General features: G+C 50.8%; 19 protein-coding genes and 1 CRISPR repeat array. Of the genes, 10 read left to right on the top strand and 9 right to left on the bottom strand.

Annotated features, from left to right (window positions below; genetic code table 11):
• Window positions 1-123 precede the first annotated feature (123 nt).
• From ACO0LH_RS03905 to blaOXA, 5 genes are all read left to right on the top strand, one after another.
• Window positions 124-1,953: a hypothetical protein gene (locus ACO0LH_RS03905; RefSeq protein ID WP_422939725.1), complete on the top strand. Its 1,830-nt coding sequence runs from the start codon at window positions 124-126 to the stop codon at window positions 1,951-1,953.
• Between the two features lie 161 nt (window positions 1,954-2,114).
• On the top strand, window positions 2,115-2,525 hold the full coding sequence (locus tag ACO0LH_RS03900; protein WP_422939724.1) for a BlaI/MecI/CopY family transcriptional regulator: 411 nt from the start codon (window positions 2,115-2,117) through the stop codon (window positions 2,523-2,525).
• The gene (locus ACO0LH_RS03895) at window positions 2,522-4,357 is read left to right on the top strand and encodes a M56 family metallopeptidase (RefSeq protein WP_422939723.1); all 1,836 of its coding nucleotides are present in this window, start codon (window positions 2,522-2,524) and stop codon (window positions 4,355-4,357) included. Before ACO0LH_RS03900 ends, ACO0LH_RS03895 begins: the two co-directional genes overlap by 4 nt.
• 83 nt (window positions 4,358-4,440) lie before the next feature.
• Complete coding sequence (locus ACO0LH_RS03890) at window positions 4,441-6,642, top strand: TonB-dependent receptor plug domain-containing protein (protein WP_422939722.1); 2,202 nt, start codon at window positions 4,441-4,443, stop codon at window positions 6,640-6,642.
• 58 nt (window positions 6,643-6,700) lie between these two features.
• Window positions 6,701-7,525 (top strand): class D beta-lactamase, encoded by an 825-nt coding sequence (gene blaOXA / locus ACO0LH_RS03885; RefSeq protein ID WP_422939721.1) that lies wholly within the window; start codon window positions 6,701-6,703, stop codon window positions 7,523-7,525.
• Window positions 7,526-7,668: 143 nt separating this feature from the next.
• A CRISPR array of direct repeats spans window positions 7,669-10,214; the repeat unit is 36 nt; unit sequence GTTCCGGTCAGAGCACATATCCCAATCTGTTAGACT.
• A 70-nt stretch (window positions 10,215-10,284) separates the two neighbouring features.
• On the opposite strand, the gene cas2 is transcribed toward blaOXA, so the two are convergent.
• Genes cas2 through cas9 form a run of 3 tightly spaced genes read right to left on the bottom strand, consistent with a single transcriptional unit; the run spans window position 10,285 to window position 14,597 of the window.
• Window positions 10,285-10,590, bottom strand: a complete 306-nt coding sequence (gene cas2 / locus ACO0LH_RS03880; RefSeq protein WP_422940560.1) for a CRISPR-associated endonuclease Cas2 — start codon at window positions 10,588-10,590, stop codon at window positions 10,285-10,287.
• A gap of 27 nt (window positions 10,591-10,617) precedes the next feature.
• Window positions 10,618-11,547 (bottom strand): type II CRISPR-associated endonuclease Cas1, encoded by a 930-nt coding sequence (gene cas1, locus ACO0LH_RS03875; protein ID WP_422939720.1) that lies wholly within the window; start codon window positions 11,545-11,547, stop codon window positions 10,618-10,620.
• Between the two features lie 5 nt (window positions 11,548-11,552).
• The gene (gene cas9 / locus ACO0LH_RS03870) at window positions 11,553-14,597 is read right to left on the bottom strand and encodes a type II CRISPR RNA-guided endonuclease Cas9 (RefSeq protein ID WP_422939719.1); all 3,045 of its coding nucleotides are present in this window, start codon (window positions 14,595-14,597) and stop codon (window positions 11,553-11,555) included.
• A 318-nt stretch (window positions 14,598-14,915) separates the two neighbouring features.
• Between cas9 and ACO0LH_RS03865 the strand changes: the two genes are divergently transcribed.
• From ACO0LH_RS03865 to ACO0LH_RS03845, 5 genes are all read left to right on the top strand, one after another.
• Window positions 14,916-15,770 carry a helix-turn-helix transcriptional regulator gene (locus ACO0LH_RS03865; protein WP_422939718.1) on the top strand — a complete coding sequence of 285 codons (855 nt, stop codon included), beginning with the start codon at window positions 14,916-14,918 and terminating at the stop codon, window positions 15,768-15,770.
• Between the two features lie 161 nt (window positions 15,771-15,931).
• Window positions 15,932-17,137 (top strand): ABC transporter permease subunit, encoded by a 1,206-nt coding sequence (locus ACO0LH_RS03860; RefSeq protein WP_422939716.1) that lies wholly within the window; start codon window positions 15,932-15,934, stop codon window positions 17,135-17,137.
• Window positions 17,137-17,850 (top strand): GNAT family N-acetyltransferase, encoded by a 714-nt coding sequence (locus ACO0LH_RS03855; protein ID WP_422939715.1) that lies wholly within the window; start codon window positions 17,137-17,139, stop codon window positions 17,848-17,850. The genes ACO0LH_RS03860 and ACO0LH_RS03855 overlap by 1 nt, the downstream gene beginning before the upstream one ends.
• A gap of 271 nt (window positions 17,851-18,121) precedes the next feature.
• Complete coding sequence (locus ACO0LH_RS03850) at window positions 18,122-18,454, top strand: hypothetical protein (RefSeq protein ID WP_422939714.1); 333 nt, start codon at window positions 18,122-18,124, stop codon at window positions 18,452-18,454.
• Window positions 18,455-18,527: 73 nt separating this feature from the next.
• On the top strand, window positions 18,528-19,217 hold the full coding sequence (locus ACO0LH_RS03845; protein WP_422939713.1) for a DUF3334 family protein: 690 nt from the start codon (window positions 18,528-18,530) through the stop codon (window positions 19,215-19,217).
• A 93-nt stretch (window positions 19,218-19,310) separates the two neighbouring features.
• Here ACO0LH_RS03845 and ACO0LH_RS03840 read toward each other — a convergent pair whose 3' ends face one another.
• From ACO0LH_RS03840 to ACO0LH_RS03815, 6 genes are all read right to left on the bottom strand, one after another.
• Window positions 19,311-20,435 carry a beta-ketoacyl-ACP synthase III gene (locus ACO0LH_RS03840; RefSeq protein WP_422939712.1) on the bottom strand — a complete coding sequence of 375 codons (1,125 nt, stop codon included), beginning with the start codon at window positions 20,433-20,435 and terminating at the stop codon, window positions 19,311-19,313.
• A gap of 192 nt (window positions 20,436-20,627) precedes the next feature.
• Window positions 20,628-21,542: a hypothetical protein gene (locus ACO0LH_RS03835; RefSeq protein WP_422939711.1), complete on the bottom strand. Its 915-nt coding sequence runs from the start codon at window positions 21,540-21,542 to the stop codon at window positions 20,628-20,630.
• Window positions 21,543-21,598: 56 nt separating this feature from the next.
• On the bottom strand, window positions 21,599-22,495 hold the full coding sequence (gene fghA, locus ACO0LH_RS03830; RefSeq protein WP_422939710.1) for an S-formylglutathione hydrolase: 897 nt from the start codon (window positions 22,493-22,495) through the stop codon (window positions 21,599-21,601).
• The gene (locus tag ACO0LH_RS03825; protein WP_422939709.1) at window positions 22,495-23,598 is read right to left on the bottom strand and encodes an S-(hydroxymethyl)glutathione dehydrogenase/class III alcohol dehydrogenase; all 1,104 of its coding nucleotides are present in this window, start codon (window positions 23,596-23,598) and stop codon (window positions 22,495-22,497) included. The genes fghA and ACO0LH_RS03825 overlap by 1 nt, the downstream gene beginning before the upstream one ends.
• A gap of 91 nt (window positions 23,599-23,689) precedes the next feature.
• Entirely contained in the window at window positions 23,690-24,319 is a 630-nt protein-coding gene (locus ACO0LH_RS03820) for a YitT family protein (protein ID WP_422939708.1), read from the bottom strand.
• Window positions 24,320-24,542: 223 nt separating this feature from the next.
• Window positions 24,543-25,592, bottom strand: coding sequence for a tetratricopeptide repeat protein (locus ACO0LH_RS03815; protein WP_422939707.1), 1,050 nt, complete (start codon window positions 25,590-25,592; stop codon window positions 24,543-24,545).
• Between the last annotated feature and the right edge of the window lie 10 nt (window positions 25,593-25,602).

Here is a 25,602-nt window from a genome sequence, read left to right as displayed (position 1 = left end):
ATTGATTTCGTTGTCACTTGTTGTGCCATTTCCTCCATCGATCATAAGACTGTTCAGGCATCTGGAAAGCCGCTTCAAACACTGGTAAAGTCATTGTTCCAATAGCCATTTCGGGAATGACTGATGATGACCGTAGAGCAAATGCGCATACAAGTCGACAAAGCCTGTCGCGACGAAGCTGATTTCGATGAGACCATGGAAATGCTGGCGAAACATATTGCCGCCCACCCTGATGCAGCAGAATCAGCAGAATTTTTACGCATGCGCATCGCCCTGTTTGATGCTGCCTATGATCAGGTCTCAGCATGGAAAGACAGAAAAAGCCTGTTGGCATTGCAGCCTGATGATATAGACAACCAGTTGGTCGTCCTGACACGCCAACACAGGTCTGCACACTGGATCGCCAGCGATGCCTTTGCTGAAAAAAATCTGTCTCCAGATGGCGATGCGCTGGAAGACAGCGACGATGAAGACGAATATGCAGCCCTCGACCCGGAACGTGAAGCCGCCTTCGATGCCCTGCAAGAAGAAATCGACGCTTACAGCGCGACGCTGGAAAATGAAGCCATTCATGGCCTGGGCGTAATGATGACGGTGCACGCTGCGGATATCACCAGTGTGCACAAGATACTGCAAGCCTGGGATGATGCCAGCATCTGGAGCCCGTGGATCTATTACGCTTCGATTCTGTGGGCACTTGCTGCCCATCCGCATGACGTGAAGCTCAAAAAAGCGAAAGCCGGTTTTTTGGTTTCTTTGTGCGATGCCGTTGAAGAGCAGACCGACAAAACCCCCATCGGTTATTTTGAACACATGATAGCTGGCCGTTTTCACGCAGTGACTGTGTTTGACGCCATTGCTGCCATTGATGAAGTCGATACACTGGCCAATGAACCTGTCTTGCTGACGCAAAAAGCCAATTTGTTAAAAGCGCTTGATGATTATCCTGGTGCGGCAGCAAGCCTGCGGCTGGCCGCAAAAGCCTACGAAAACGCATTGCAGTCCAGCAGCGAAGATGAACGTGAAGACTTGCAAGCCAGCCTTGATGATGCCCTGCAAGGCGCCGCTGCCTGTGAAGCTGGCCGTGATGCCGTGCATGCGGCCCACTTCGCCGCGCTGGAAAACTCCATGGCACGCCTTGACAATTTACCGCACTTTGCCAAGGGCGGAGAAGGGGCACCAGACTACGTGGCTGAACCACTGGCAAATCTCAAAACCGCAGTCACACAATGGCAAACTGCCAGCCAGGCACTGCCTGCTGAACCCGATGAAGAAGAAAAGCTGAAATTGAACGGCATTGCAGCAAAAATGGCCACCAGCACCATGAGTCTTGTCAAATGGGATCAGATTGAGTTGCAGCCCATGCAAAAGGCCAGCTTCATGGAAGACATGAATCCCTGGTTTGATGAGCTCGCAGTTGAACTGGAAAAAAATGGCCTGCAATTTCTATCCTGGTTTCAAAACCCTTCCAATGTCGCCGCCCTCAAACGTGAAGCGCCAGGGCAATGCTGGGTGTCAGCACAAGGCGATTTTGCACTGGTTGCCGAAGCCGCAGGCAAGGTGCGTCTTAAACGTTGCGTCAGCTTGTTCAGCGATGGGTCATTGATGCTGACTAGCGATAGCCGTGGCGGCACGTATTTTGTCAGCGGGCCCAAAGTGCGGGGGTTCCCGGTATTCAAATCAACTTCGATAACAGACATGCTGAAGCTGCACCAGGCACGCGTGATCGCCCAACTGGCTGCTACACCAGATCTGGCGGTCAAGCCCATCACGAGCCTGGCAGAAATAGAAGCATTTGAAAACCAGTTACGCACGCATGGACGCGAGTTCCGCCTGGCCCATGGTATTACCGATCGCGAAATACGCGGCATGAACGTACAGTTCAATGATTATTTTGCAGGTGAACTGAAGCGTGAAGTGAATGCGCGTATTGCAGCTCTGACAGCGACCTGAAAATAGTACTTACCGAGCCAGGTCTGTTTGCCAGCCCTGGCTCCGCTGCAAAGAAGAAAAGAAGGGTGAAAGGGCGAAGAAGCGATAAATAGAAAAAAATTTCTAGACAAAAATTTCTAGAACATTTATTCTTCTTCCATCGTCATTTCAGAATGCCCAGCATGTCGTCTTCCATCGCCGAAACCAGAGTATCCAAATCCAGCATACCCAAGCCCACCGCTTCAGAGCTGAACTTGCTCAAGCTCTTGTGGCAGCACGGCCCTCTCAATGCCAAGCAGGTGCATGAGGCAGTGCAGGCCGAGCGTCCTGACCTGGCCTATGCAACGGTATTGCGTCATTTGCAGATCATGCATGGCAAAGGTATTTTGACACGTGATGAAAGCCAGCGCTCGCACGTGTATGCGCCATCGCAGGAGCAGGATTCGCTGCAAACCAATCTGCTCAAAGACATGATACAAAAAGTATTCGCCGGTTCAGGCAAGGCCCTGGTGCTGGCGGCCTTGCGCGGCCATGTCAGCGCGCAAGAGCGTGATGAAATAGAACAAATTCTTCAGGACGAGAAAAAGCCATGACGCCCACCCATACACTCGCGGGTTTGCTGGGCTGGCCCTTGCTGCACTTTGTCTGGCAGGGTGCTTTGGTCGCCAGTGTCAGCGCGATTTTGTTTGCCATATGCCGCAATGCGCGCCCACAGTTGCGTTATCTGATCGCTTGTGTCGCCATGCTGACATGCCTGTTATGGCCGGCTCTGGGCATCGTCCAGCAATGGCAAACACCGCAAACCATGAGCCTGGAAGCAGCTTTGCAACTGGCAACCAATACCCCCATCACACTGGATCTGGTGTGGATCAGGCAAAGCACACTGGGCGCGTATATAGAAGCCTATCTGCCACTGATCGTCAGCATCTGGAGCCTGGGTGTTGCCGTCATGCTGGTGCGCCTTGGCCTGGGCCTGCTATGGGTATATCGCCTGGGGCAGCATGCACAGACGCAGGACGTGTTGCGCATGGCGCAGCAGTGGCAAGACCGTACCAGTCAACTGGCACAGCAACTCGCCATACAAAGGCCGGTGCAATTACAGTTCCAGCAGCAATTGCTCAGCCCCATCACCTATGGTTGCTTCAAACCCGTGATATTGATGCCAGCGTCTTTGCTGACCGGCATGTCTTACGACATGATAGAAGCCCTGCTGGCACATGAGCTTGCCCATATCAAACGCTGGGATTATGCAGTCAACCTGCTGCAAAACCTGGTGCTGTCCATGCTGTTCTATCATCCTGCCGTATGGTGGCTGTCAACACGCATCAATGCCGAAAGAGAACTGATCGCCGATGACCTGGCCATCGGTGCGCTCGGTCAGTCACGCCCCCTGGCCCGCGCATTGCAGGCACTGGATCAATTGCAAATTGCCGCCAGTGCGGACCTGGCCGTCGCCGCACATGGCGGTGATTTATTGTCGCGCATCAAACGCCTGATACGCCCTGACGCGCAGCCCTGGCACTGGAAGATGGCAGCACCCGTGCTGGGCATAGGCCTGGCCATGATACTGCTGGTGCAGACACAAGTAATGGCCACCGCAGAGCCTGCTGTGTCAGGACAATTGCGCCCTGCTGTGCTGACACAACAGGGGCCAGCGCCACACATGACAGCCTATGTAAAAACCATGTCAGAAAACGTACTGGTCATGGACGAGCAAAGCGGCGCCATTTTGCTGTCAAAAAACGCCGACCATGTCGTGCCCATTGCCTCATTGTCCAAACTGATGACTGCCATGCTGACACTGGATGCCGGGCTGGATAAAAACGAGTCCATCACCATCAGCAAAGAAGACGCGGCCGTTTATCAAAACGCCCAGGTGAAGCTAAAACCCGGCATGGTCTTGTCACGCCAGAATTTGCTCGAACTGGCGCTCATCCCATCCAGCAATATCGCTGCCAAAGCCCTGGCCAGGACTTATCCCGGTGGCGAGCCAGCATTTTTCGCCGCCTTGCAGCAAAAAATTGCCAGTCTGAAGCTGCAACAAACCTCCTTGGTAGAACCCACGGGCACGTCTGTCAAAAACCGATCCAGCGCCAACGACCTGGCGCGGGTGGCGATTGTTGCTGCCAGTTACCCTGAATTGCGCCGCCTCACCAGCAGCAGCGAAGGCCTGGTGACCATAGACGGCAAAACCCAGCAATACCAGAGCACCAACATCCTCACGGCAAACAAGGATTGGGACATTTCCCTGTCCAAGACCGGCTATTCCAAAGCCGCTGGGCGCTGCCTGGTCATGCGCAGCAATATCGCTGGCAAGCCGGTCATCATGGTCTTGCTCAATGCCAAAAACGTGGATGTGCGCAATGACGATGTCCACCATATCCGCGAGGCTTTAACGCCTGTTCCCAAAAGAGTCATCAGCTAAAACCGCTACCCCCAAAGTTTCAAGCTAAAGACTGCCTTGCGCCACAACTGGCGCAAGGACCAGTCACGCCCTGAGAATGATCAATGAAAGAAAAACCGATGTTTTTAAAACCAAAATCAATCACCCTGTCAGGTATCGCCCTTGCCGCACTCGCGCTATTTGCCAGCAAACCTGTGCAAGCCCAGGGTGCAGGCCAGCAAGTGGAAATTACCGGCAAACCCCAGTCTGCACGTGACCGCCAGGACGATGCCGGTTTGCGCAGTAGCTATGGCCGCGAAGAAATTGAGAAATATGGCGACGCCAACCTCAGCGATATCCTCAAACGTCTGCCCGGCATCACCGTCACTGAAAGCAAAGGCAAGGGCGCAGAAATACGCATGCGCGGGCTGGGCAATGGCTACACCCAGATATTGCTGAACGGCCAGGCCACACCCGCAGGTTTTACCATAGACAGCATTGCCCCCGACCTCATAGAAAAAATCGAAGTCATGCGGGTCGCCAGTGCCGATGTCAGCGCACAAAGCATCGCTGGCACCATCAACATCCTGCTCAAGAAAAAAACCAGCAGCCAGCCCAGTGAAATCAAAACCAGCGCTGGCTTGCAGGCCGGGCGCGTATCTGGCAATGCCTCGTGGAGCATGGGCGACAAACTGCCTGTGCAACTAGGGGATATTTCCTATGTCCTGGCAGGAACCATGGAAAGCAACAACAACGATGTCAATAACCTGCAAAGAGAAAGTTTTGCCAGTCTTCAGCCAGGCAGCGGTCTATGGCAAACACAGGCAGACCGGCAATTGCAGCAGACCCAGCAAAACCGCCGCGATGCCATCAGCCTGTCGCCACGCCTGAACTGGAAAGTCGATGCGCAAAACACCCTGAACTGGCAAAGCTATATCAATTTAACGCGGGCAGAAACAGCCAAGGGCGAAACAGAAACCAGCATGTTGGGCAACACGACCGAATTCCCCAACAACCGCAGCATTTGGACGGCACATATACTCACATCACACAATGACCTGAGCTGGGAAAAACGACTTGCCGACAGCGCCAAACTGACCCTCAACCTGGGCTGGAACCATTTTGACCGCAATGCAAAGTTCCAGTTTTGGGGCAACGATAGCAATGCCATTGAGCGCGAGCATCGCTATGTCAATGGTGGCGCTACTGAAAACGAATACCGATTCGTCGGCAAATACCTGGCACCGTATTCAGCCCAGCACGTGCTGAGCCTGGGCTGGGAAAGCAGCCGCAGCACCCGCACTGAAGACCGCAATGAACTTGACCTTGACCTGCAAAGCGGCACCGCCGCAACAGATGCCCACACCTACCAGTCACGCCTGAGCAAACTGGCCGCCTACGTCCAGGATGAATGGACCATCAACCCCGCCTGGTCAGCTTACCTGGGTTTGCGCTGGGAACGTATCAGCAGCGACAGCAAAGAAGCAGGTGTATTCGATTTTGAAAACCAGTCCAGCATACTCAGCCCCATACTGCAAAGCGTGTGGAAGCTCGATGCAAAAAGACAGTGGCGCTTCGCCCTCAACCGCAGCTTCAAACTGCCCACCGCCGCCAACCTGGTGCCGCGCCGCTTCCGCATCGATAACAACAACACCCCCCTCAATGCAAACTTTCAGGGCAACCCGCAATTGCGCCCTGAACGCGCATGGGGCATCGATATCGCCTATGAGCATTACCTGACAGAATCGAGCATGTTCAGCGCCAATATCTACGCCCGGCGCATTGATGACGTCATGCTTGAACAACTGACCCAAAACGATGGCAACTGGGTCACCAGCCTCACCAACAGCGGCCGTGCCAGCGTGTTTGGCCTGGAAGCCGAAATCAAAACCCGGCTGCAAGAATTTTCACATGAGCTGCCCGACATAGGCCTGCGCGCCACCATCAACCGCAACTGGTCAAAGGTAGAACAGGTACCAGGGCCAGACAACCGCCTGGCACAGCAAACCAGCCTGCTCATTAGCGCCGGGGCAGACTACCAGTTTCAACCCGCATGGCGTGTCGGCGCAGATGTCAGTTTTCAGGCCGCAGACAATGTGCGCGAATCATCACTGCTGTTCAGCCATACCGGCCCCAGACGCAACCTCGACATCTACCTCGCCTGGAAACAAAACAAACAAAGCCAGTGGCGCTTTTCTGTCACCAATGTTTTGCAGCAAGACAGACTGGAAACCGGTGCCTACGCCACCCCAACATCACGCTGGACAGATGCAGGCCAGCAGCAATCAACACGCACCCTGCGCCTGATCTGGGAATATCGCCTGTAATGCGATAAAGCAGCTTCAGTTGAAACAATATGCACACGCTAACGATAGAAAGAACCTGATGAAACCCCTGTATTTTCGCTTGCTTGCGATCATCTTGATGACCGCTACACTATTCATCGCCCCGTGTCAGGCCAGAACCATATGCACCATCGTTGCCGATACAGATACTGGCAAAATCCTGCTACAAAACGGCAATTGCGCAGAGCGCGTCACTGCCGCATCCACCTTCAAAATCGCCCTGAGCCTCATGGGTTTTGATTCCGGTTTTTTGAAAGACCAGCATGCGCCCAGCCTGCCTTTCCATGAAGGCTATGCCGACTGGGGTGGTGACAACTGGCGTCAACCGACCGACCCTGCCGCATGGATGAAATATTCTGTCGTCTGGTACTCGCAACAAATAACAAACTCACTGGGTGAAACGCGCTTCAAAAAATACGTCAACGATTTTGCCTACGGCAATGCAGACATCAGTGGCGACCCCGGCAAGAACAACGGCCTTGAACGCGCCTGGATAAGTTCATCGCTAAAAATATCACCGATGGAACAAATCACTTTCCTGAAAAAAATCATCAAAGAAGAATTGCAAGTCAGCCCACATGCACTTGCCATGACAAAGCAACTGACCCTTCTGCCACAATCACCGGGTGGCTGGGTCATACACGGCAAGACAGGCTCAGGCTTCCCCAAAAATACAGACGGCAACATCGACGAAGTCCACGCCTACGGCTGGTTTGTCGGCTGGGCAGAAAAAGACAAGCGCACCCTGGTATTTGCCCGGCTTACGCAAGACGAGAAGGAAGAGCAGGGGCCCGCAGGAGTGCGCGCGCGGGATGTGTTTTTGGGGGAGTGGGAGGGGTTTTTAAAGATAGTTTTCAATGAATAGATGCGTTGATCATGTACGTAAAGCTTTTACGTATGGTAGATCAGTTTTGATCGTGGGAAAAATAGACTGCAATACGTGGAAACCCTTTAGAAAAAATAATTGTCTGTTCGACTCAATTATCGTTTCGCGTGGGCTGTGTCTTCGTTTCAATCAGCGCACTTATTCCAATCTGTTAAACTGGCTTCTACCTATTTGACCAAGGGTTCACAGCTCCGGTCAGAGCACGTATCCCAATCTGTTAGACTGGAGATGGACTCTTTAACGACGGCTATACTGTTCCGGTCAGAGCACATATCCCAATCTGTTAGACTGCAATCGGCCAGCTTCAACAGCAATTGCATGTACCGGTCAGAGCACATATCCCAATCTGTTAGACTGAAGAAGCCCGGCGATTGTTGAGTGTTGAAGTTCCGGTCAGAGCACATATCCCAATCTGTTAGACTCTTATGAATAATACATAAAACTCTGGAGTTGTTCCGGTCAGAGCACATATCCCAATCTGTTAGACTTGATTGCAATTCTGATTGTCTGGTCATCCAGTTCCGGTCAGAGCACATATCCCAATCTGTTAGACTACATTCCGAAATCAATCGCCCTGTACTAGAGTTCCGGTCAGAGCACATATCCCAATCTGTTAGACTCTGCCAATGTTCCGCTGACTGTCAGATTGCGTTCCGGTCAGAGCACATATCCCAATCTGTTAGACTCTTGATTGGAAATAACATGGCATATGTAAAGTTCCGGTCAGAGCACATATCCCAATCTGTTAGACTCTTGATTGGAAATAACATGGCATATGTAAAGTTCCGGTCAGAGCACATATCCCAATCTGTTAGACTTATCAGCAAATGCATGACATTCTATTCGGTGTTCCGGTCAGAGCACATATCCCAATCTGTTAGACTACCAATATGTAGATCAATTCCGCGATGCCCGTTCCGGTCAGAGCACATATCCCAATCTGTTAGACTCTATTCCGCATAATGCACTGGAAGATGCTAGTTCCGGTCAGAGCAGATATCCCAATCTGTTAGACTTTTTTGTTTCTCATTCATAACGCTTCTTCCGTTCCGGTCAGAGCACATATCCCAATCTGTTAGACTCGACGACCAAAACGGCAGGCGGTACGGGTTGTTCCGGTCAGAGCACATATCCCAATCTGTTAGACTTGCTTGCTGCTTGGCAAACATGATGATCATGTTCCGGTCAGAGCACATATCCCAATCTGTTAGACTAAACCACCAACGCAGCCGCCAGCGCTACTAGTTCCGGTCAGAGCACATATCCCAATCTGTTAGACTTGACTGGCTTGCCAGCATCATAAGGCACGCGTTCCGGTCAGAGCACATATCCCAATCTGTTAGACTCAATTTACCATCTGCCAACGCTTGCACCAAGTTCCGGTCAGAGCACATATCCCAATCTGTTAGACTCGCCAGGCTCGTCATATGCACACTTAGAGAGTTCCGGTCAGAGCACATATCCCAATCTGTTAGACTGGCAGGCCATGGTATTGCTGCGCCAGTTACGTTCCGGTCAGAGCACATATCCCAATCTGTTAGACTCATGGGCGATTGTTGGGCATGACTATTCCTGTTCCGGTCAGAGCACATATCCCAATCTGTTAGACTCGTCGCCTACTTATTCTGCTGGCTATAACCGTTCCGGTCAGAGCACATATCCCAATCTGTTAGACTTCGTTACGGTGCTGATTTCAGTACCGTCTTGTTCCGGTCAGAGCACATATCCCAATCTGTTAGACTAAGATGGACTGGTGGAATCAGATCCTTCTTGTTCCGGTCAGAGCACATATCCCAATCTGTTAGACTATGGCGTTGGTTCGATCAACACACGATTGAGTTCCGGTCAGAGCACATATCCCAATCTGTTAGACTCGACGGCGTTGACAAGTGTTGGCGGTGTTGGTTCCGGTCAGAGCACATATCCCAATCTGTTAGACTCCCTCCTTTCGGCGAGCTGCCCATGCCTTGGTTCCGGTCAGAGCACATATCCCAATCTGTTAGACTCCTTTCATTCTCAGTGTGACTGAAGAGTTAGTTCCGGTCAGAGCACATATCCCAATCTGTTAGACTGTGACGCTGTTATTTTGAGCGTCAACGGCAAGTTCCGGTCAGAGCACATATCCCAATCTGTTAGACTGCCTTACTCTATCAACGCCAAATCGATCGAGTTCCGGTCAGAGCACATATCCCAATCTGTTAGACTGACGTTTTGTTTTAATGCAATTGAATGAGAGTTCCGGTCAGAGCACATATCCCAATCTGTTAGACTTCATATGCTGGATGGGCGTAGGCCGATCACGTTCCGGTCAGAGCACATATCCCAATCTGTTAGACTGGGCGCACCCAAGACCAAGCATCGCTTGCTGTTCCGGTCAGAGCACATATCCCAATCTGTTAGACTCGGATGCTGAAGCCAGCGCCACGCCAGTGAGTTCCGGTCAGAGCACATATCCCAATCTGTTAGACTATTCCAAGATTTTTTAACTTGAGATTCTGTAGTTCCGGTCAGAGCACATATCCCAATCTGTTAGACTGAACCGCCGAAAATTCCGCCTTGAGTTGTAGTTCCGGTCAGAGCACATATCCCAATCTGTTAGACTGCATCTTGAATCTTTGAGCACCTTTCCATCGTTCCGGTCAGAGCACATATCCCAATCTGTTAGACTAGAAATGCAATAAACCCCTGATTATTCAGGGGTTTATTGTTTTTTGACTCAAGAAAAACGTGTGAATTCATTAGAATAAATCAAACTGATCTGGGGTTTTATTTGCCACTTGCTTGGCTTTTCCGCGAAAAGTGATGATGCGTTCATACTGTTTATCGGTAAATTGTAGGATATTCACCTTCCCACCGCTAGGTAGTTTTTGTTCTACACGCCTGCAATATGTTTCTACCTGTGCAACGCTTGTGCAAAAACGCATATAAACGGAAAACTGTGACATCTCAAATCCCATGTCCAATAATGAATTGCGAAATTCTGTCGCAGCTTTGCGCTCGGCTTTTTCTATGACTGGCAAATCAAACATCACTATCATCCACATGATGCGATATCCGCTTAGCATGGCGCATTACTCGTCTTGTAATGATGCCGCAAGGTTGAGGGGCAGACCGGGAAGTGGCAGATCCAGTTTTTCTTTTTCACCGATAAAAATTTGGGCCAGTGAGACGGCCAGTTTTTGCGTACAAACTATGACAGGTGTAACACCCGCACTGGTTTGCATGTCGTCATACATAGTGCGCACCAGTGCACGTTTTGTTTCTGGCGTAATCATGTCTTCGCCTTGCTTTAGAAGTTGCCATACTTTCAGGTCAACCATGGGGCGAAATGGTTCCATCAAATCGTCTACTAGGCGCATGGCATTTCCCTGATTGCTATGATGCAGACCCATAGTGGGATGTAAGCCAGCGGCAACTACAGCGCGTGCAGTGGTTGCTCTTAATACGGTATAGCCGTAGTTCAGCATGGCATTCAAGCCCCCAGCTTGTTGGTCACGCCGGAAAGCATCACCAAATAATAAACTCCAATAGCGTCTTGCACCCTGGGCTTCAAAATTATCCGGGTCGCCAGAGCGCACTTTGCGAACCAGGGACGAGAGCGGGATACTGGCAGCGTTTGCCGCCTCCAATGCTGCGGCTTGCTGCTGGAGCTTGGATTTGACGATATCTGCCCATAACCTTTTAATCGTAGGCTGCGAAGCTGCAAGCTGCGCATCAAAGCGTTTTGCCTGTTGAAAATTGCCGTCTATTGGCAACAGCATGCCCGCAGCATTGTGATTGGCCGCACACAGGACGAAAGGTGCACAACGTTCAGCCAGGGCGATCAATAAATTATTGGTGTAGCTCAGGCCGTGTGCATTTGCTATAACTGCTGCAATATCATCAAGAGGAATTTGACCCAGTTCCTTGCGTTCACCTTCGGTATCTTGAACCACCATGAAGCCGCGTGATAGAAATAAATGGCGACGATCGTCTGCTATTTCTACTATGCGGCCTATCATGGTGATTAGCCTTTAAAACCTGGGTCACGCAACTCACCTATCGGTGAGATTGTTATTCGTCGGCTATTTGTTTTCTGCATTGAACCGGCAGTTTTGAAAATATATGAAATTTCTTTGGTCCTAGTTCTTGCATCTACGTTTGCAGCTCTTGTATCTGCAAACGCTAGTACACCGTCCCCACTTAATTTGCAAAGTCTTAGGGTGGTAATTTTTCCATTGTGTAATAGACGTACAAAATCGTCTCCAATCAATCTCATGATCAGGGGTTTGTTGCTTATGCTGAAAGATGGATCCGTTAGCCGTGTTTGGCCAAATTTACGTGCTACTTGATACGCCTCGAAGGTCGAAATAACCTCACCTTCCCATTTACCCTTTTTATTGCGTACAATTTCAATACAGTAATTGCTATCACCTTTGTAACCCTTGTAAGGGCGAGGTTCTCCGTTTTCAAGGACTCCGTGTCTGTCAGGTGTGGCAGGGTTAGTAAATCGAATAACTTTGAGGCTTTCTTCAAGCTTTGTGCGCTTCCCATCAATGAATTTATGAACACTTACTTTGCCATTACTTAGTAGGCCATACGCCGTGTCATTGTGCATGGCTCCTTCATGACTATGATCCGGTTTATGGCTGACCCAGATATTATTGATTGCGCGCGCCACATGCTCACGATAGGTCTTCCAAGGTAGAGGCATATCGTCAACTAGACGATTCAGTTGTTTTTCACGGGTACTGGCACTCGCTTGCGCGAAGCGTTGCAACATCGCCTGATCGGTAACTGCAATCACGCAAGCATCAACCGCGTGATGACGATGGTCGTTTCTATTTTTTTCACCATTCAAACCTAGTACATCGTTCAGGCCAAATTTTGCTCTTAACATGGCAGTCATTTGACCTGGTATTACCCTTGTTTTAGGGCAAATCAATTGCACATATTCTCTGGCAACTTTGCTCATATGACGCGTGTCATTGAGTGCACGTGCCAGAAAGCCCGCATCATCTTTTAGCCAACGTTGATAACCATCTTCTGCGAAGCGGTATCGTTTTGCTTTTGGCATGTGCTCTGCTCTGGAGAGAATATTTACATACTCAAATCCAGCAATATTATTTGCCCCACCAAAGGCATCCCAAGGTGTGCGATTGCCTTTCACACGATTTGCCTGTCGCATGGCGACTGTTTTATTGTTGAGGCTGTCATCCAAAGTAATGGAAAATGGCAAGATATGCTCTATTTCTACTTCGTCACTCAGTAGCATTTTGGAACTAATTTGTACTCCAGAATAAGGGCAATGACGATCCGCGGGATCAAAACTGAGCTCTTCCCAGAGAATCATTTTTTGAATATCTGCATTTCTTACACGTTCTTCACTAATTTCGAGAATTTGTGCTACTTCTGTGCGGATCTGGCTATTACGTTTTTGTCTTTCTGCTTGACGCTTGCTCTCTTCATCGCGTTGCTCTTTACTTTGTTTTAAGTCGCGAGCAACTTCTACAATTACCTGACTTGGGTGCCCATATTTTTTGATAAGAGCATTGACTACCAAGCGCACCTGATTTAAGCCAATGTGGACTGTAGGGTTGGCGATTCGACCATATCGCTTTTCGTCAGTATCATTTGGATTGCCAGTACCAAATCCAACGTGCCTTTGAAGAGCCTGTCCGTAATACGGCAATTCGCCCAATATTTCACCTGTAGCAGAAGGGCTGATATTGCTGTGATGCTCAAAACCAGCAGCAATCACGGCCTTATCGTAGGTGATAACATCGCGTCTCAATTCAGGGAGAATTCGAGCGAGTGCTTTTGCAGAAAGGCTGCCATAGCCTTCTGGTAGCGCTGTGTTCGCAATATTTTCTGCTCGTTCGTCATCTATACCAGTTTCTGCTTTCAACCAGCGTATGAGTTTCGCGAGATTTTCTTCGGTAACAAGTTGCGTAACAATGGCATCTTGTTTTTCCTCATCAAAAGAAAACCAGTTTTTCCCAAAGCAATCAGAAGAACTGAGTTTTACAGAAGTTATGTTTCCTTTCAGTTCCAGCCGTTTAGGATCTTCAAAATTAAAATTGACGCTACCAATTCCCAGTAAAGTTTTTATTTGTATGAACGTACGTTTACTATTTTCTTCCAGTGCCTTGATAAGCAGATTTCTCTGTTCCAGTGTTAGTGCTTCTTCGCGCATACCTTGCCTCAATATTCGCAAATTATTCACTTCTTGATACAGCCGGAATCTTTGAGTACTTGGTAGCGCAAGGGGGGCGCGTTCTTCATCTGGTAAAAATGTACAACGACCAGGTTTGACAGGTTTTAGGGGGCGCTGATGTAATAGCACATCTTTTAAATCAGCACGCGCAGACTCGTTAAAGAGAACGGGGTTGAAAGTTGCTTGTTTTCCCCACAAAGCATCAAATTCCGCTTCTATCATTGCCCTATCTATGTAGAGATCATAACTCTTATCGATGCGTTGTTTTCCATCATCCTTTACTACTTTGGTCTCGCGATATCTGGCACGCACTGTCAAGCCAGCACTATCTCGTTTGTATAGCCACTCGCCAACCGTCCGGCAGTTTTCCTCAGCCAAATTTGAGCGCAGTTTATTGATTGCTGTCTTCAATGCGCCGCTATCATTATCTTTCTTATCTGTTTTACGGTTACTCTTAAATCCACGGCGTTGATTGATATGGAAGAGTGCGCGGCCAAACTCTTCAGGTGTCAGTTCATGATCCAAACCTTTGGCTCGTAAAGTATATGGATTGATCGTTTCCATACTTTTGCGGGCGTCGTCATCTGCAGGAAAAAATTTATGCTCAATTAATGAGCGCATCATTCGAGCTTTGCGCTTGAGCAATCGATCACGGCGTCTGCGCATAGCTCGTGCCTCACGGCGCGTTACGGCAAGGGATGACCCATCTTTTGGGTTTCTGCCATTTGAAAAAATTCTTACACCGGCTTTAATTACTGCGCAGGGTAAGTTCTCGGCATCTAGTCTTATAAGCGCCCAACCCAGAGAAGTGGAGCCCAAATCCAGCGCCAATCGATATGCCATTTTGCCGAGCATGTCTGATCCCATGTTTTTTTGATAATGTTTTGACTTTACATTAATACTAGTCTATAGTGCAAGCATTATCAGATTGGGATATGTGCTCTGAACGCTAACAAGCTGAAAGATGCACCAAATGAAAAGGCCGCTATATGCGGCCTTTTGCTTTGTGGAAATCATCTGCCCATAATCGCTCCCGCATTCTTTGCCTTCTCATACCGAGTCTTCAAAACTTAATTGCGTCCAGATTAAGTTAATCTATTATCCATTCCAAGTTTGGCGATTGCCGGATTAACGGATAATCTACCTTGAAGCGTTGCTACCCATCATCATTCCATGCTACTTGACCTGAAAACCGTCTTTCAAAGCGAGCTGCTGTCAATACGGCATGGCATTGCGCGGCCTTCGCCGGATGGGGCGCGGTCGGTGGATTGTGAAACGGCGGATCTGGTCTTGTTGCCTATCAAGGGGGTGTTTGCCAAGCATGACGGGCCGCGGCAGCATTTCATTGCCAACCCTAGTCATGCGATTTTGCTTGGTACGGGGCAGCCTTATTCCATCAGTTTTGTGGATGACATCGGGGATGAATCCCTGGTGCTGGATTTTGCGCCTGCTGTGCTGGCGAAGATGTTGACCGAGACGGTGGCGATGCAGGATTTTTCTTCGTCTTCGCTGGCGGCGCATTGTCTGCTTTCGCCTGCCAGTGTGCTGAACCGTGAACTGTTGTGGCGGCATTTGCGGCAGGCTGTGGTTGACCGTCTGGCGGTTGAAGAAATCAGCGTCGCGGTGCTGACAGGGTCGGTGCAGGCAGCGTGTGTGGATGGGCGCATGCAAGACCGCGCAAGGCACAGCCTGACGATGGCAAGGCGGCGTCAGCAGGTGGAAGCGGTCAAGGAACTGGTTTCTCTTCACCCCGGTCATGAATGGACGCTGACCAGCCTGGCGCAGCACGCCAATACCTCGCCCTTCCATCTGGCCAGGGTGTTTCGCGAAGAAGTGGGTGTGCCGGTGCACCGTTATGTGATACGCAGGCGGCTGGGCAAGGCATTGGAGGCGATGCAGGCATCCACTGACTTGACGGCCATCGCGCATGAAACGGGTTTTGTCAGCCATAGCCATTTCACGTCCAGCTTCAAGTCGGTGTTTGGAGTAACGCCTTCGCAATCACGCCAGCGTTTGGCCGTGTATTGACGGGGCGACTACCCAGCCTGATTTGAGCAAGATTCTGGTAGCGGCAGGTTTTGCAGATGCTTAAGATGGGCAGCATTCATCTTTGCCTGGAAAATAATGATGTATGTCTGCCTGACACCACCTTACCGATGTGACGACATCTGCACTGGAAGATGTTTTCGATGATCAGCCTGTTGAGCACCAAAGCGCATTTCAGCAAGGCTGCGCTTTCTTACCGTTATCTGCTGGTGCTGGGTCTGGCACTGGTCTTCCCTTTCATCGCGCAGCAGTTTGGCAATGCATGGGTGCGTATCATGGATTTTGCGCTGCTGTATATCATGCTGGCGCTGGGGCTGAACATTGTGGTGGGTTTTGCCGGGCTGCTGGATCTGGGTTACATCGCTTTTTATGCGCTTGGTGCTTATATGACGGCCTTGCTGGCATCGCCGCAATTTGCCATCGTGCTGGAATCTTTCGTCAATACTTACCCTCAGATTGGCAATGCCCTGGTGTGGCTGTGTGGGCCAGACATTACCAGGCATGGCATCCATTTGTCGGTATGGTTTATTGTGCCCCTTGGGGCTGGCCTGGCGGCGCTGCTGGGGACTTTGCTGGGTGCGCCTACGCTAAAGCTGCGCGGTGATTATCTGGCCGTGGTGACGCTGGGCTTTGGTGAAATTGTGCGTATCTTCATCATCAACCTGAATGCGCCGGTGAACATTACGGATGGCCCGAAAGGCATTATCGCGATAGACCCTATCCGTATATTTGGAATGTCACTGGCGGGTGAGCCCGGGTCAAAAGCGGTTCTGCATTGGGGCGAATTTTCCATGCCTTCGGTGAACGCCTATTATTTTCTTTTTCTGGCGTTGTGCATCGCGATTATTTTTGTGACCGTACGCTTGCATGATTCACGCCTGGGCCGTGCTTTCATCGCCATACGCGAAGACGAAACGGCGGCAAAGGCGATGGGTATCAATACCCGCAATATCAAGTTGCTGGCGTTTGCGATGGGGGCGTCGTTTGGGGGCGTGGCGGGGGCGATGTTTGCAGCCTTTCAGGGCTTTGTGTCACCTGAATCATTTTCTCTGAATGAATCCATCATGGTGTTGTCGATGGTGATACTGGGTGGTATCGGGCATATACCTGGCGTCATACTGGGGGCGATGATACTGACCGTCTTGCCAGAGGTGTTGCGCTATATCGTCGAACCGCTGCAACTGCAATTGCTGGGCCGGGTATGGATAGAGCCTGAGGTGTTGCGCCAGTTGCTGATAGGCCTGACGATGGTGGTAATCATGCTGAAACGCCCCGAAGGTTTATGGCCCAGCCCGAAACATGAAGACAGGCTGTACCCCGACGCTTTGCAGCTTGATGGCAAATCTTGATGCTGGCAAATGAAATCCACCATGCTCATCTGCCCATGACAGACATTCTCGACAATATCGTCTGGCACACGCTGTCAGGGCCGCATGCCAGGTTTGCCCAAGGCAGTGCTATGGCGCGTCGTTATGTCGCGGGTTTTCCTACCGTGGTGGCTTTTGCAGATAGAGAAACCCCGGACTTTGCCGGTCTTGCGCCCTTTGTGCAAACTGGCGAACACCTCTATTGCGACGGCTGGCAGGGCCCTGCGCCGCCAAGCTGGCAGATCGAAGCCGAGGCCGTTTTGCTGAAATTATGCTGGGACGCAGATGCGCCACTGGCTGACCCTGTACAAGAAGCGATGGTGCTTGATGCCAGGCACGCAGCACAGGCATGGCAACTTGCCAAGCTGAGCAATCTGAGGCCATTCACGTCCCGAAGCCTGGAACTGGGCCTAACCCTGGGCATATTTGATGCCGGGCGACTGATTGCCATGGCAGGTAGCCGCATTTGCGCAGGCGGCTATGCTGAAATCAGTAGTGTCTGCACCCATCCTGATTTTCAGGGACGGGGCCTGGCGCACGGCCTGGTGTCAGAACTGCTAAGACGGCAAACGCAAGGCAAGCTGAAAAGCTTCCTGCGCGTCATGCAGGCACATGAAAACACGTTGCGCCTTTATCGGCGCATGGGTTTCAGAGATTATGGTGTATCCCTCGCCAGGGTCGTTTCACGTCGCTAGGGCATCGCCAGCATGACAAGGAAGCTACATTCTTTGTCCTTGCCGCATTTCACGACATTCTCTTGACTATTGTTGTTTTTACTCGCATTGTAACAATGTCAATGTGGTCTGTTCCTGTCTGTAGTGGGCAAATTACGCACACTACATGAAACAAGTAGACGGGGAGCAATCCCTTCAGTATTCTTTCATTATCCAGACAGGCAATAAAGCTGTGCTATTGGGGGTATGCCGCTTCGTTTCCCGGCATGTCCGGTACTTTAAGGAGTAAATCATGCTCATCGACGACCCGACACCGCAAACTGATGCGCTGGAGGAGTTGTTGACGGGTCACAAGGCCCCGCCAGCGGCAATGAGCGCGGTGCGACGTGTACGCGAGCTGGAACTTGAAGTTGCCCTTTTGCGCAGAGCACTTGCTGCCATGCCTGAAGATGCAAGGCAAAATCCGGTATGGCAAGAGAAGCTTGCCCATCTGCTCAGCAGGGTAGTATTGTTTCGTATTGCAGTTTCCGATGTGACGGCTTCTTATGCCCTGGTTTCCAGCACAGCGGTTGCCAGCAAGATGGAATGTGATGAGATGGCGCGCCCATCTGCTCAGGACAAATGACCATGACCTGAATCTTGTTGCCTGAGGCAGACAAGACTGGCGTGATTTGATATAAAAATTTCAGGAGATAAACATGGACACAAAAGAAATCGGTGTCGTCTACGGAACCGAAGACCTGCTGACCAGCTTGTGCAATTCAGTCATCCGTGTTTTGAACGTCGCGACACATAGCAAAGTGCATTATTCAGCCATGGTGCAACGTATCACCAAGATAGGCTTGAAGCCCGATATCGGTTGCTTTGTCCTGTTTGATGGCGGTTTTTCTGGTCTGGTGGTGCTGAATTTTGATGGCGATACCGCGCTGGAAATCTATGAGAAATATATGCTCAACATGGGCATGCCCAAGTCTGAGCTGGCAACCTCATTCACTTCCGATGAAGTGGCCAATATTCTGGGTGAACTGATGAACCAGATCGTCGGTGACTTCACCGGCAAGGTACGCAGGGAACTGCAAACCAATATCACGCAAAACCAGCCCAAGATGCTGGTATTGACCAAGCAGGTGATGCTCAGTGTCGATACCCCGCTGGACAGGCCAGAATTGCGCCGCGTGTCTTTTTTCACAGAAGAAAACAATATCTTCTATCTGGAACTGGCAATAGACCGTACAGAGTTCATCAAATTGCACGATTTTGAAACCCATGAAGTGCCTGATGCCGATGACCTGCTCAATGATATGCAGCAGGCTGGTCAAAAGGCCGAGGCCCCGCCGCCGCCATCAGATGACGCCAATGAAGAATTGTTGAAGTCTCTGGGGATGTAATACAGCCGTACTGACAAAAAAGCCGCCTGGTGATGAGCACAAGGCGGCTTTTTCAATTCATGCGCTGACTAAGGCGATGGCGTGTTGCCCGTATCAGGCAAGTTTTTTCACGACCACGCAACCGATGGAATAGCCCGCACCAAATGAGCAAATCACACCGATGCTGCCAGCAGCCAGGTCTTCCTGGTATTTGTGGAAGGCGATGATGGAACCTGCTGACGAGGTATTGGCGTAAGTATCGAGAATGGTTGGCGATTCTTCCGCCGTGGCATCACGGCCCAAAATCATGCGGGCGATCAGCAAATTCATGTTGAGGTTGGCCTGGTGCAGCCAGAAGCGTTTGACATCGGGGATGGCGATGTCGGCTGCTTCTACCGTGGAGGTGATCACGGCAGCGGCCATGGGGCACACATCCTTGAACACCTTGCGGCCTTGCTGGCGGAACAGTTTGTCTGGCTTGCCTATGCCACTTTCATCTGCGCGGTTCAAAAAGCCGAAGTTGTTGCGGATATTGTTCGAAAATTGCGTTTTCAGCTTCAGGCCGACGATTTCAAACTGGTGTCTGGAGGTCGCCAGGTCTGCACGTTCCACGATGATGGCCGTGCAGGCATCACCAAAAATAAAGTGGCTGTCACGGTCGCGCCAGTTCAGGTGGCCGCTGGTGATTTCAGGGTTGACCACCAACACGGCACGTGCCTGGCCACTTTCTATCGCAGTCACGGCTGCCTGTATGCCAAAAGTGGCAGAAGAGCAAGCAACATTGATGTCATAGCCATAACCATCAATACCCAGGGCGGCCTGAATTTCTACTGCCATTGCCGGGTAACCACGCTGCATATTGCTGGCAGCACAAATGACGGCATCGATATCGGCAGCTGTGCGGCCTGCGCGTTCCAGCGCCTGGGTGGCGGCAGCAACTGCCATCTCACACATGATCGATGGTTCATCATCACTGCGTTCTGGTATGCGTGGCACCATGCGGTTGATGTCGAGTACGCCTTCTTTGTTCATCACATAACGTGATTTGATGCCGGAAGCTTTTTCTATGAAGGCGACGCTGGATTCTTCCAGCGCTACGACTTCGCCAGCAGCGATGGCCGCAGCGTTTTGCGCATTATGTTGCTGGACATAGCCGTTAAAGCTGGCAATCAGTTCTTCATTGGATATGGACTGGGATGGCGTATACAAGCCGGTGCCGCTGATGACTACTTTACTCATCTCTTGCTTTCTTGTTATGTCGTTCTGAATGATGCGCAAAAATGCGCGACGATGTCGCTCGATTTTACACAAGATTAATGACAGTTAAGCGAAAATCGCACAGAAATAGAGTGCTTGTTCCAGTTTGGTGCAGGTTTGTGTGATAGGTATTACATGATTCCTAGTTAAGGGCGTTAAAGCTTTATATCTGCATTAGCAACCTGCAGAGTCGGGGGGCGAAAAGTTGAAGTTTCCTGCTTTACCTACAAGCTCTCCCTTTTTTGCCAAGGATGATAGAAACATTGTTGTGTTCCAGTAGTAACTCGTTGAATTGATAAATATGTCAACTTTGCCATCGCCATCAATATCGCCTATCCACATTAGATAAGATTTGGGTGAGCGAAACTCTTCCAATTCCATATGAAACGTATAACTTGCAAGAGTTTGGCGAATGCCATCAATTTGCAGTTCAATTAAAAGCTGCCGTTGCTCTTCTTTATCATTTGGCTGTTTCGGAAGGTTGATAAAGCGCTGAGACAAAATGGCTTGCTTTCCGTTACCAATTTCAATTGATGTTCGGGAAAAATCTCCGTTAGATTTAGGGAGATTTGTCATGCCATGATGCCACCACGTTGTCACAGGCCCTACAGAGAAATGCAAGCGGTTTGCTAATTCTCCTGTTGGTTTAAACATCGCAAGTAAGATTGGATCAAAAGGCTTGCGCGCACGCTCAGGGCTTAGTGCGTTTTCTGACGAACCATACCGCTTTTCGTCATCCAATTGGAAGGGCAGTGGTGACCATTTCATTAGTTGGCTCAGAAGTGGTGGCCCGTCATAATCAGCGTGTGTACTGTCTTTGACAGTCATTGCTGCTGAGCTGAGCTCGCAGCTTTTTTTGCAGGCAAAGACCCACCATCCATCCCCAGTCTTAAAATGTTTGCCAGGAACATTCCAACCTGAAAATGTTTGAATATAATCGCCGCCACCATAATTGTTACTGGGTAACTGCCCTGGAAATAATACTAACTTCCCAGAGCTGGGATCTTTAGTGTCCCCAGCATTAACAGTGGCGGCACAAAGCATCGAAGCAAAGGCAAAAGTTATTTTCCTTAATAGTGCATGGGACATGATTTGATCTTGCGAGTATGAGTTTTGTCCAACGTAGTTTACCGCCAAATTTAAAATTAACCCGATAATTGTTGCTTATGATGCAGTAAATGATCTTCAATGAAGCTATTGATGAAGTAATAACCATGGTCATACTCAGGCTGATAGCGCAAGCTCAGCGCTTGCCCTGCTGCGGCACATGCGGCGGCAAATTTTTCAGGGTGTAGTTGTTCGGCCAAAAACTTGTCGGCAAAACCCTGGTCGATCAAAATGCCTTTGGGGAAGGGTGGCTGGCTCTGCTTTTGCATCAATGCGGTGGCATCATACTCAGCCCAGGTCGTTTGATCAGGCCCCAGATAGCCGGTGAAGGCTTTTTGTCCCCAGGGGCACTGGCTGGGGGCGGCGATGGCGGCAAAGGCAGAGACACTGCTGAACAGCTCAGGATGGCGCAAGGCCAGTACCAGGGCACCATGACCACCCATCGAGTGCCCCATGATACCGACGCGCGACTTGTCCATGGGCAGGCTGGCCAGCAGCATGGGCAGCAGTTCAGCGACGATGTAACTGTGCATGCGGTAGTGTTTGCTCCACGGCGCTTGCGTAGCATCGAGGTAAAAGCCGGCTGCCACACCAAAATCCCAGGCATCGCTGTCGCCGGGGATGTTGGCATTGCGCGGGCTGGTATCCGGTGTGATGAGGATGATGCCTTCGCGGGCGGCAATGGCTTGTGCACCCGCCTTGATCATGAAAGTTTCTTCAGTACAGGTCAGGCCCGCCAGGTAAATAATGGCAGGGCAGGTTTCACCTGCCATGGCTTGTGGTGGCAGGTAGACAGAAAACCGCATGGGTAAACCTATTTCGGCAGAGTCATGCTGATAAAAGCGCTGCACGCCGCCGTGGCAGGCATGCTGGCTCAGCAATGTCACTTCGTCTGTGTCGTTTTCCATATCCTCTTTGGAATTGCGCTGCGTCATCAGTACAACACCACTGAACGTATTGATTCACCACTCTTCATGAGGTCAAAGCCTTCATTGATGCGTTCCAGCGGCAGCCTGTGCGTGATCAGGTCATCGATATTGAGTTTGCCTTCCATATACCAGTCGACGATCTTTGGTACGTCAGTACGGCCACGTGCGCCACCAAAGGCTGAACCTTTCCATTCGCGGCCAGTGACAAGCTGGAAGGGGCGTGTAGAGATTTCTGCACCAGCTTCAGCGACACCGATGATGATGGATTTGCCCCAGCCTTTGTGGCAGCATTCCAGCGCCTGACGCATGACCTTGGTGTTGCCGATGCATTCGAAAGAATAATCTGCGCCGCCATCAGTCAGCTGGATGATGTGGTCAACCACGTTTTCTACCTGCGTAGGGTTAATGAAGTGGGTCATGCCAAACTGGCGCGCCATGCTTTCACGCGCGGGGTTCAGGTCTACACCGATGATCTTGTCAGCACCGACCATTTTGGCAGCCTGTATGACATTGAGGCCTATGCCGCCCAGACCAAACACCACGACGTTTGCACCCGCTTCAACTTTTGCAGTGAAAACCACGGCACCGACGCCAGTGGTGACACCGCAACCAATGTAGCAAATCTTGTCGAAAGGCGCATCTTCACGCACCTTGGCGACGGCAATTTCTGGCACTACGATGTAATTGGAAAAAGTCGATGTACCCATGTAATGAAACAGGGGTTTTCCATCAAGTGAAAAACGCGAGGTCGCATCCGGCATCAGGCCGCGGCCCTGGGTAGAACGTATCGCCTGGCACAGGTTGGTCTTGCGCGACAGGCAGAATTTGCACTGGCGACATTCTGGCGTGTACAGCGGGATCACATGGTCACCCTTGCGCAGGCTGACGCCCTGGCCGGTATCGACGATGACGCCTGCGCCTTCATGACCTAAAATCGCAGGGAACAGGCCTTCCGGGTCAGCACCCGACAGGGTGTAATAATCGGTATGGCAAATGCCGGTGGCCTTGACTTCAATCAGCACTTCACCGGCTTGCGGGCCTTGCAGATCGACTTCTTCTATCGTCAGTGGGGAACCTGCTTTCCAGGCAACGGCGGCTTTGGTTTTCATGCTGATCCTTTACAAAGTGAATAAGGCCATTGTAAAGGAAGACAGGCATTTGTGGCTGCCGTTGCGTTGGTTGACATCACCTCAAATTGCCTTACATCGCCATATAACGCCCTGGCCTGTGGTTTAGGCTGATCGCCAGGTTCAGCGCAAGCGCACCTATGACCGATGCCAGCAAGGCCACCGGGGTGACGACTGTCAGCGACGCCAGCACGATCATGCAATCAATGCCCATCTGTAATTTGCCTGCGCGTATGCCGCGTTTTTCTTGCAGATACAGGGCCAGGATATTGATGCCACCCAGGCTGGCCTGGTGACGGAAGAGCACGATGAAGCCCACGCCCATCATCAGTCCACCAGTCATGGCGACATAGAAGCTTGTCACGGCTGTCATGTCAGCTAGATGCAAAAGCTTAGGATGCAGGCTGGAAAAAAGCGACACCAGGGCCACCGCGCAAAACGTCTTCAGCGTAAAGCGCCAACCCATGCGTTTCCAAGCCAGCCAGTAAAAGGGCAGGTTGATCAGGAAGAAAATGATCCCGAAAGACCAGCCTGTGCTGTAGTGCAGCAAGAAAGCCAGCCCGGCCGTACCGCCGGTCAGCAAGCCAGCCTGGTTGAACAGGGCAACGCCGAGGGAAACCAGCAGGCATCCTGTCACGATGGCCAGCACATCTTCCAGCAGGGTATGCGGGACAAAAGGTGTTGATGCATGGGCTGTTTTCATGGCAGGACGGAGAGGGCAAAATGAACCTGGATTGTACGTCCAGCTGGAGAGCAGAAATCATTCGTCCGGCAGTATCTACACTTCTCTTGATATGCGTCAACCCCCGCCAACTGACGCTAAGGCGAGCCTTGAATTGTATGAGACCGAATGTGAAAACAGGTATGACTTATTTTTCATAAGTCATACCTGCCGGTATGCGAATACATCCTGCTACATCGGAAAATCAGGTTTTCAGTGCCTTCAATTGATCTTCTGCGTCGGCACGTAATTTCTTGCTCATGAGAGGTCTGGTATTCAGGGATTTTTCAAAATAGGCAATCGCCTTGGTTTTGTCGTTAATGGCTTGCTGGCATTGGGCGATGCGGTAATAGGTTGCCGCACTCACTTCCAGGGTCAGAGATTTTTCAAACCAGGCGATGGCTTCCTTGTTCTTGCCTTGTTCCTGCATGGAGCGGCCCATGCCATAGCTGCCACTGTATTTATCCGGGAAGCGTTGCTGCAAATCACCAAAGATGCGTTCTGCATCAGCGAATTTCTTTTGCTGCACATAATTGGCACCGACGCTGAACAGCACATTGCGCTGCATTCTCGTCAGGGCTTCGATGTTGCCGGGTATGGCTGACAAGGCGCCGGTTTCAGCGCTGGCAAATTTCTCTTCACCAAGATCAACATTGGCTTGCATCAGGGTACTGGCTGCCGGGCTTATTTTTGCGGTTTCCAGTATCAGGTTCTGTGCCTTGCTTTTGCCGCCACCGGCAATAGCGGGCGCTTGCAGATAAAACTGCAATAGTGAATTGCGTGCACTGAAATTCTTGGCATCAAGCTCTACTGCTTTCAAAAACGCATCGCGAATTTTGCCTGCATAACTCATGGCTGCCATGATGTTGCCGCTGGTGGCCTTGGTGCCCAGGACATTGCCCAGCATCTCATGGCATTCCGACAGTTGCGGATGGGCGGCAATACACTGCTCGGCCAATTTGGCGGCATCATCCAGTTTGTCGAGTTTTCCTTCTGTCAGTATCAGATCGGCCTTGGCCAGCAGGGCATCGGCATTATTGGGATCGGTACTCAGCCTGGTGGTGGCTGCCTTTTCCACTTCGGCATATTTTTTTGCCCTGATCAGGGCATCGTATTCGTGTGCGCTGGCAGCTTGTGCCAGCAGCATGGCGATGGAAGAGATGATCAGTGTCGGCAATAATTTCATAGGTATCTGGTTATCGGTGGCTAAGGTAGGTAAGCTAGGGCTGATGGCTTGTAACGGCGCATCAGCCATTTTGGTTGAC

It is taken from the genome of Undibacterium sp. TJN19 (assembly GCF_049339485.1).
Taxonomy (GTDB): Bacteria; Pseudomonadota; Gammaproteobacteria; order Burkholderiales; family Burkholderiaceae_D; genus Undibacterium.
This window is presented reverse-complemented; position numbering and strand designations above follow the sequence as displayed.

Bases quoted from the DNA above. Each gene is read 5' to 3' on its own strand.
- fghA (WP_422939710.1), bottom strand. From the start codon at position 22,495: ATGACGCAGCGCAATTCCAAAGAGGATATGGAAAACGACACAGACGAA.
- ACO0LH_RS03825 (WP_422939709.1), bottom strand. From the start codon at position 23,598: ATGAAAACCAAAGCCGCCGTTGCCTGGAAAGCAGGTTCCCCACTGACG.
- ACO0LH_RS03840 (WP_422939712.1), bottom strand. From the start codon at position 20,435: ATGAGTAAAGTAGTCATCAGCGGCACCGGCTTGTATACGCCATCCCAG.
- ACO0LH_RS03905 (WP_422939725.1), top strand. From the start codon at position 124: ATGATGACCGTAGAGCAAATGCGCATACAAGTCGACAAAGCCTGTCGC.
- ACO0LH_RS03845 (WP_422939713.1), top strand. From the start codon at position 18,528: ATGGACACAAAAGAAATCGGTGTCGTCTACGGAACCGAAGACCTGCTG.
- ACO0LH_RS03865 (WP_422939718.1), top strand. From the start codon at position 14,916: ATGCTACTTGACCTGAAAACCGTCTTTCAAAGCGAGCTGCTGTCAATA.
- ACO0LH_RS03815 (WP_422939707.1), bottom strand. From the start codon at position 25,592: ATGGCTGATGCGCCGTTACAAGCCATCAGCCCTAGCTTACCTACCTTA.
- ACO0LH_RS03890 (WP_422939722.1), top strand. From the start codon at position 4,441: ATGAAAGAAAAACCGATGTTTTTAAAACCAAAATCAATCACCCTGTCA.
- ACO0LH_RS03900 (WP_422939724.1), top strand. From the start codon at position 2,115: ATGTCGTCTTCCATCGCCGAAACCAGAGTATCCAAATCCAGCATACCC.
- cas2 (WP_422940560.1), bottom strand. From the start codon at position 10,590: ATGTGGATGATAGTGATGTTTGATTTGCCAGTCATAGAAAAAGCCGAG.
- ACO0LH_RS03895 (WP_422939723.1), top strand. From the start codon at position 2,522: ATGACGCCCACCCATACACTCGCGGGTTTGCTGGGCTGGCCCTTGCTG.
- cas1 (WP_422939720.1), bottom strand. From the start codon at position 11,547: ATGATAGGCCGCATAGTAGAAATAGCAGACGATCGTCGCCATTTATTT.
- blaOXA (WP_422939721.1), top strand. From the start codon at position 6,701: ATGAAACCCCTGTATTTTCGCTTGCTTGCGATCATCTTGATGACCGCT.
- ACO0LH_RS03860 (WP_422939716.1), top strand. From the start codon at position 15,932: ATGATCAGCCTGTTGAGCACCAAAGCGCATTTCAGCAAGGCTGCGCTT.
- ACO0LH_RS03820 (WP_422939708.1), bottom strand. From the start codon at position 24,319: ATGAAAACAGCCCATGCATCAACACCTTTTGTCCCGCATACCCTGCTG.
- ACO0LH_RS03855 (WP_422939715.1), top strand. From the start codon at position 17,137: ATGCTGGCAAATGAAATCCACCATGCTCATCTGCCCATGACAGACATT.
- ACO0LH_RS03835 (WP_422939711.1), bottom strand. From the start codon at position 21,542: ATGTCCCATGCACTATTAAGGAAAATAACTTTTGCCTTTGCTTCGATG.
- cas9 (WP_422939719.1), bottom strand. From the start codon at position 14,597: ATGCTCGGCAAAATGGCATATCGATTGGCGCTGGATTTGGGCTCCACT.
- ACO0LH_RS03850 (WP_422939714.1), top strand. From the start codon at position 18,122: ATGCTCATCGACGACCCGACACCGCAAACTGATGCGCTGGAGGAGTTG.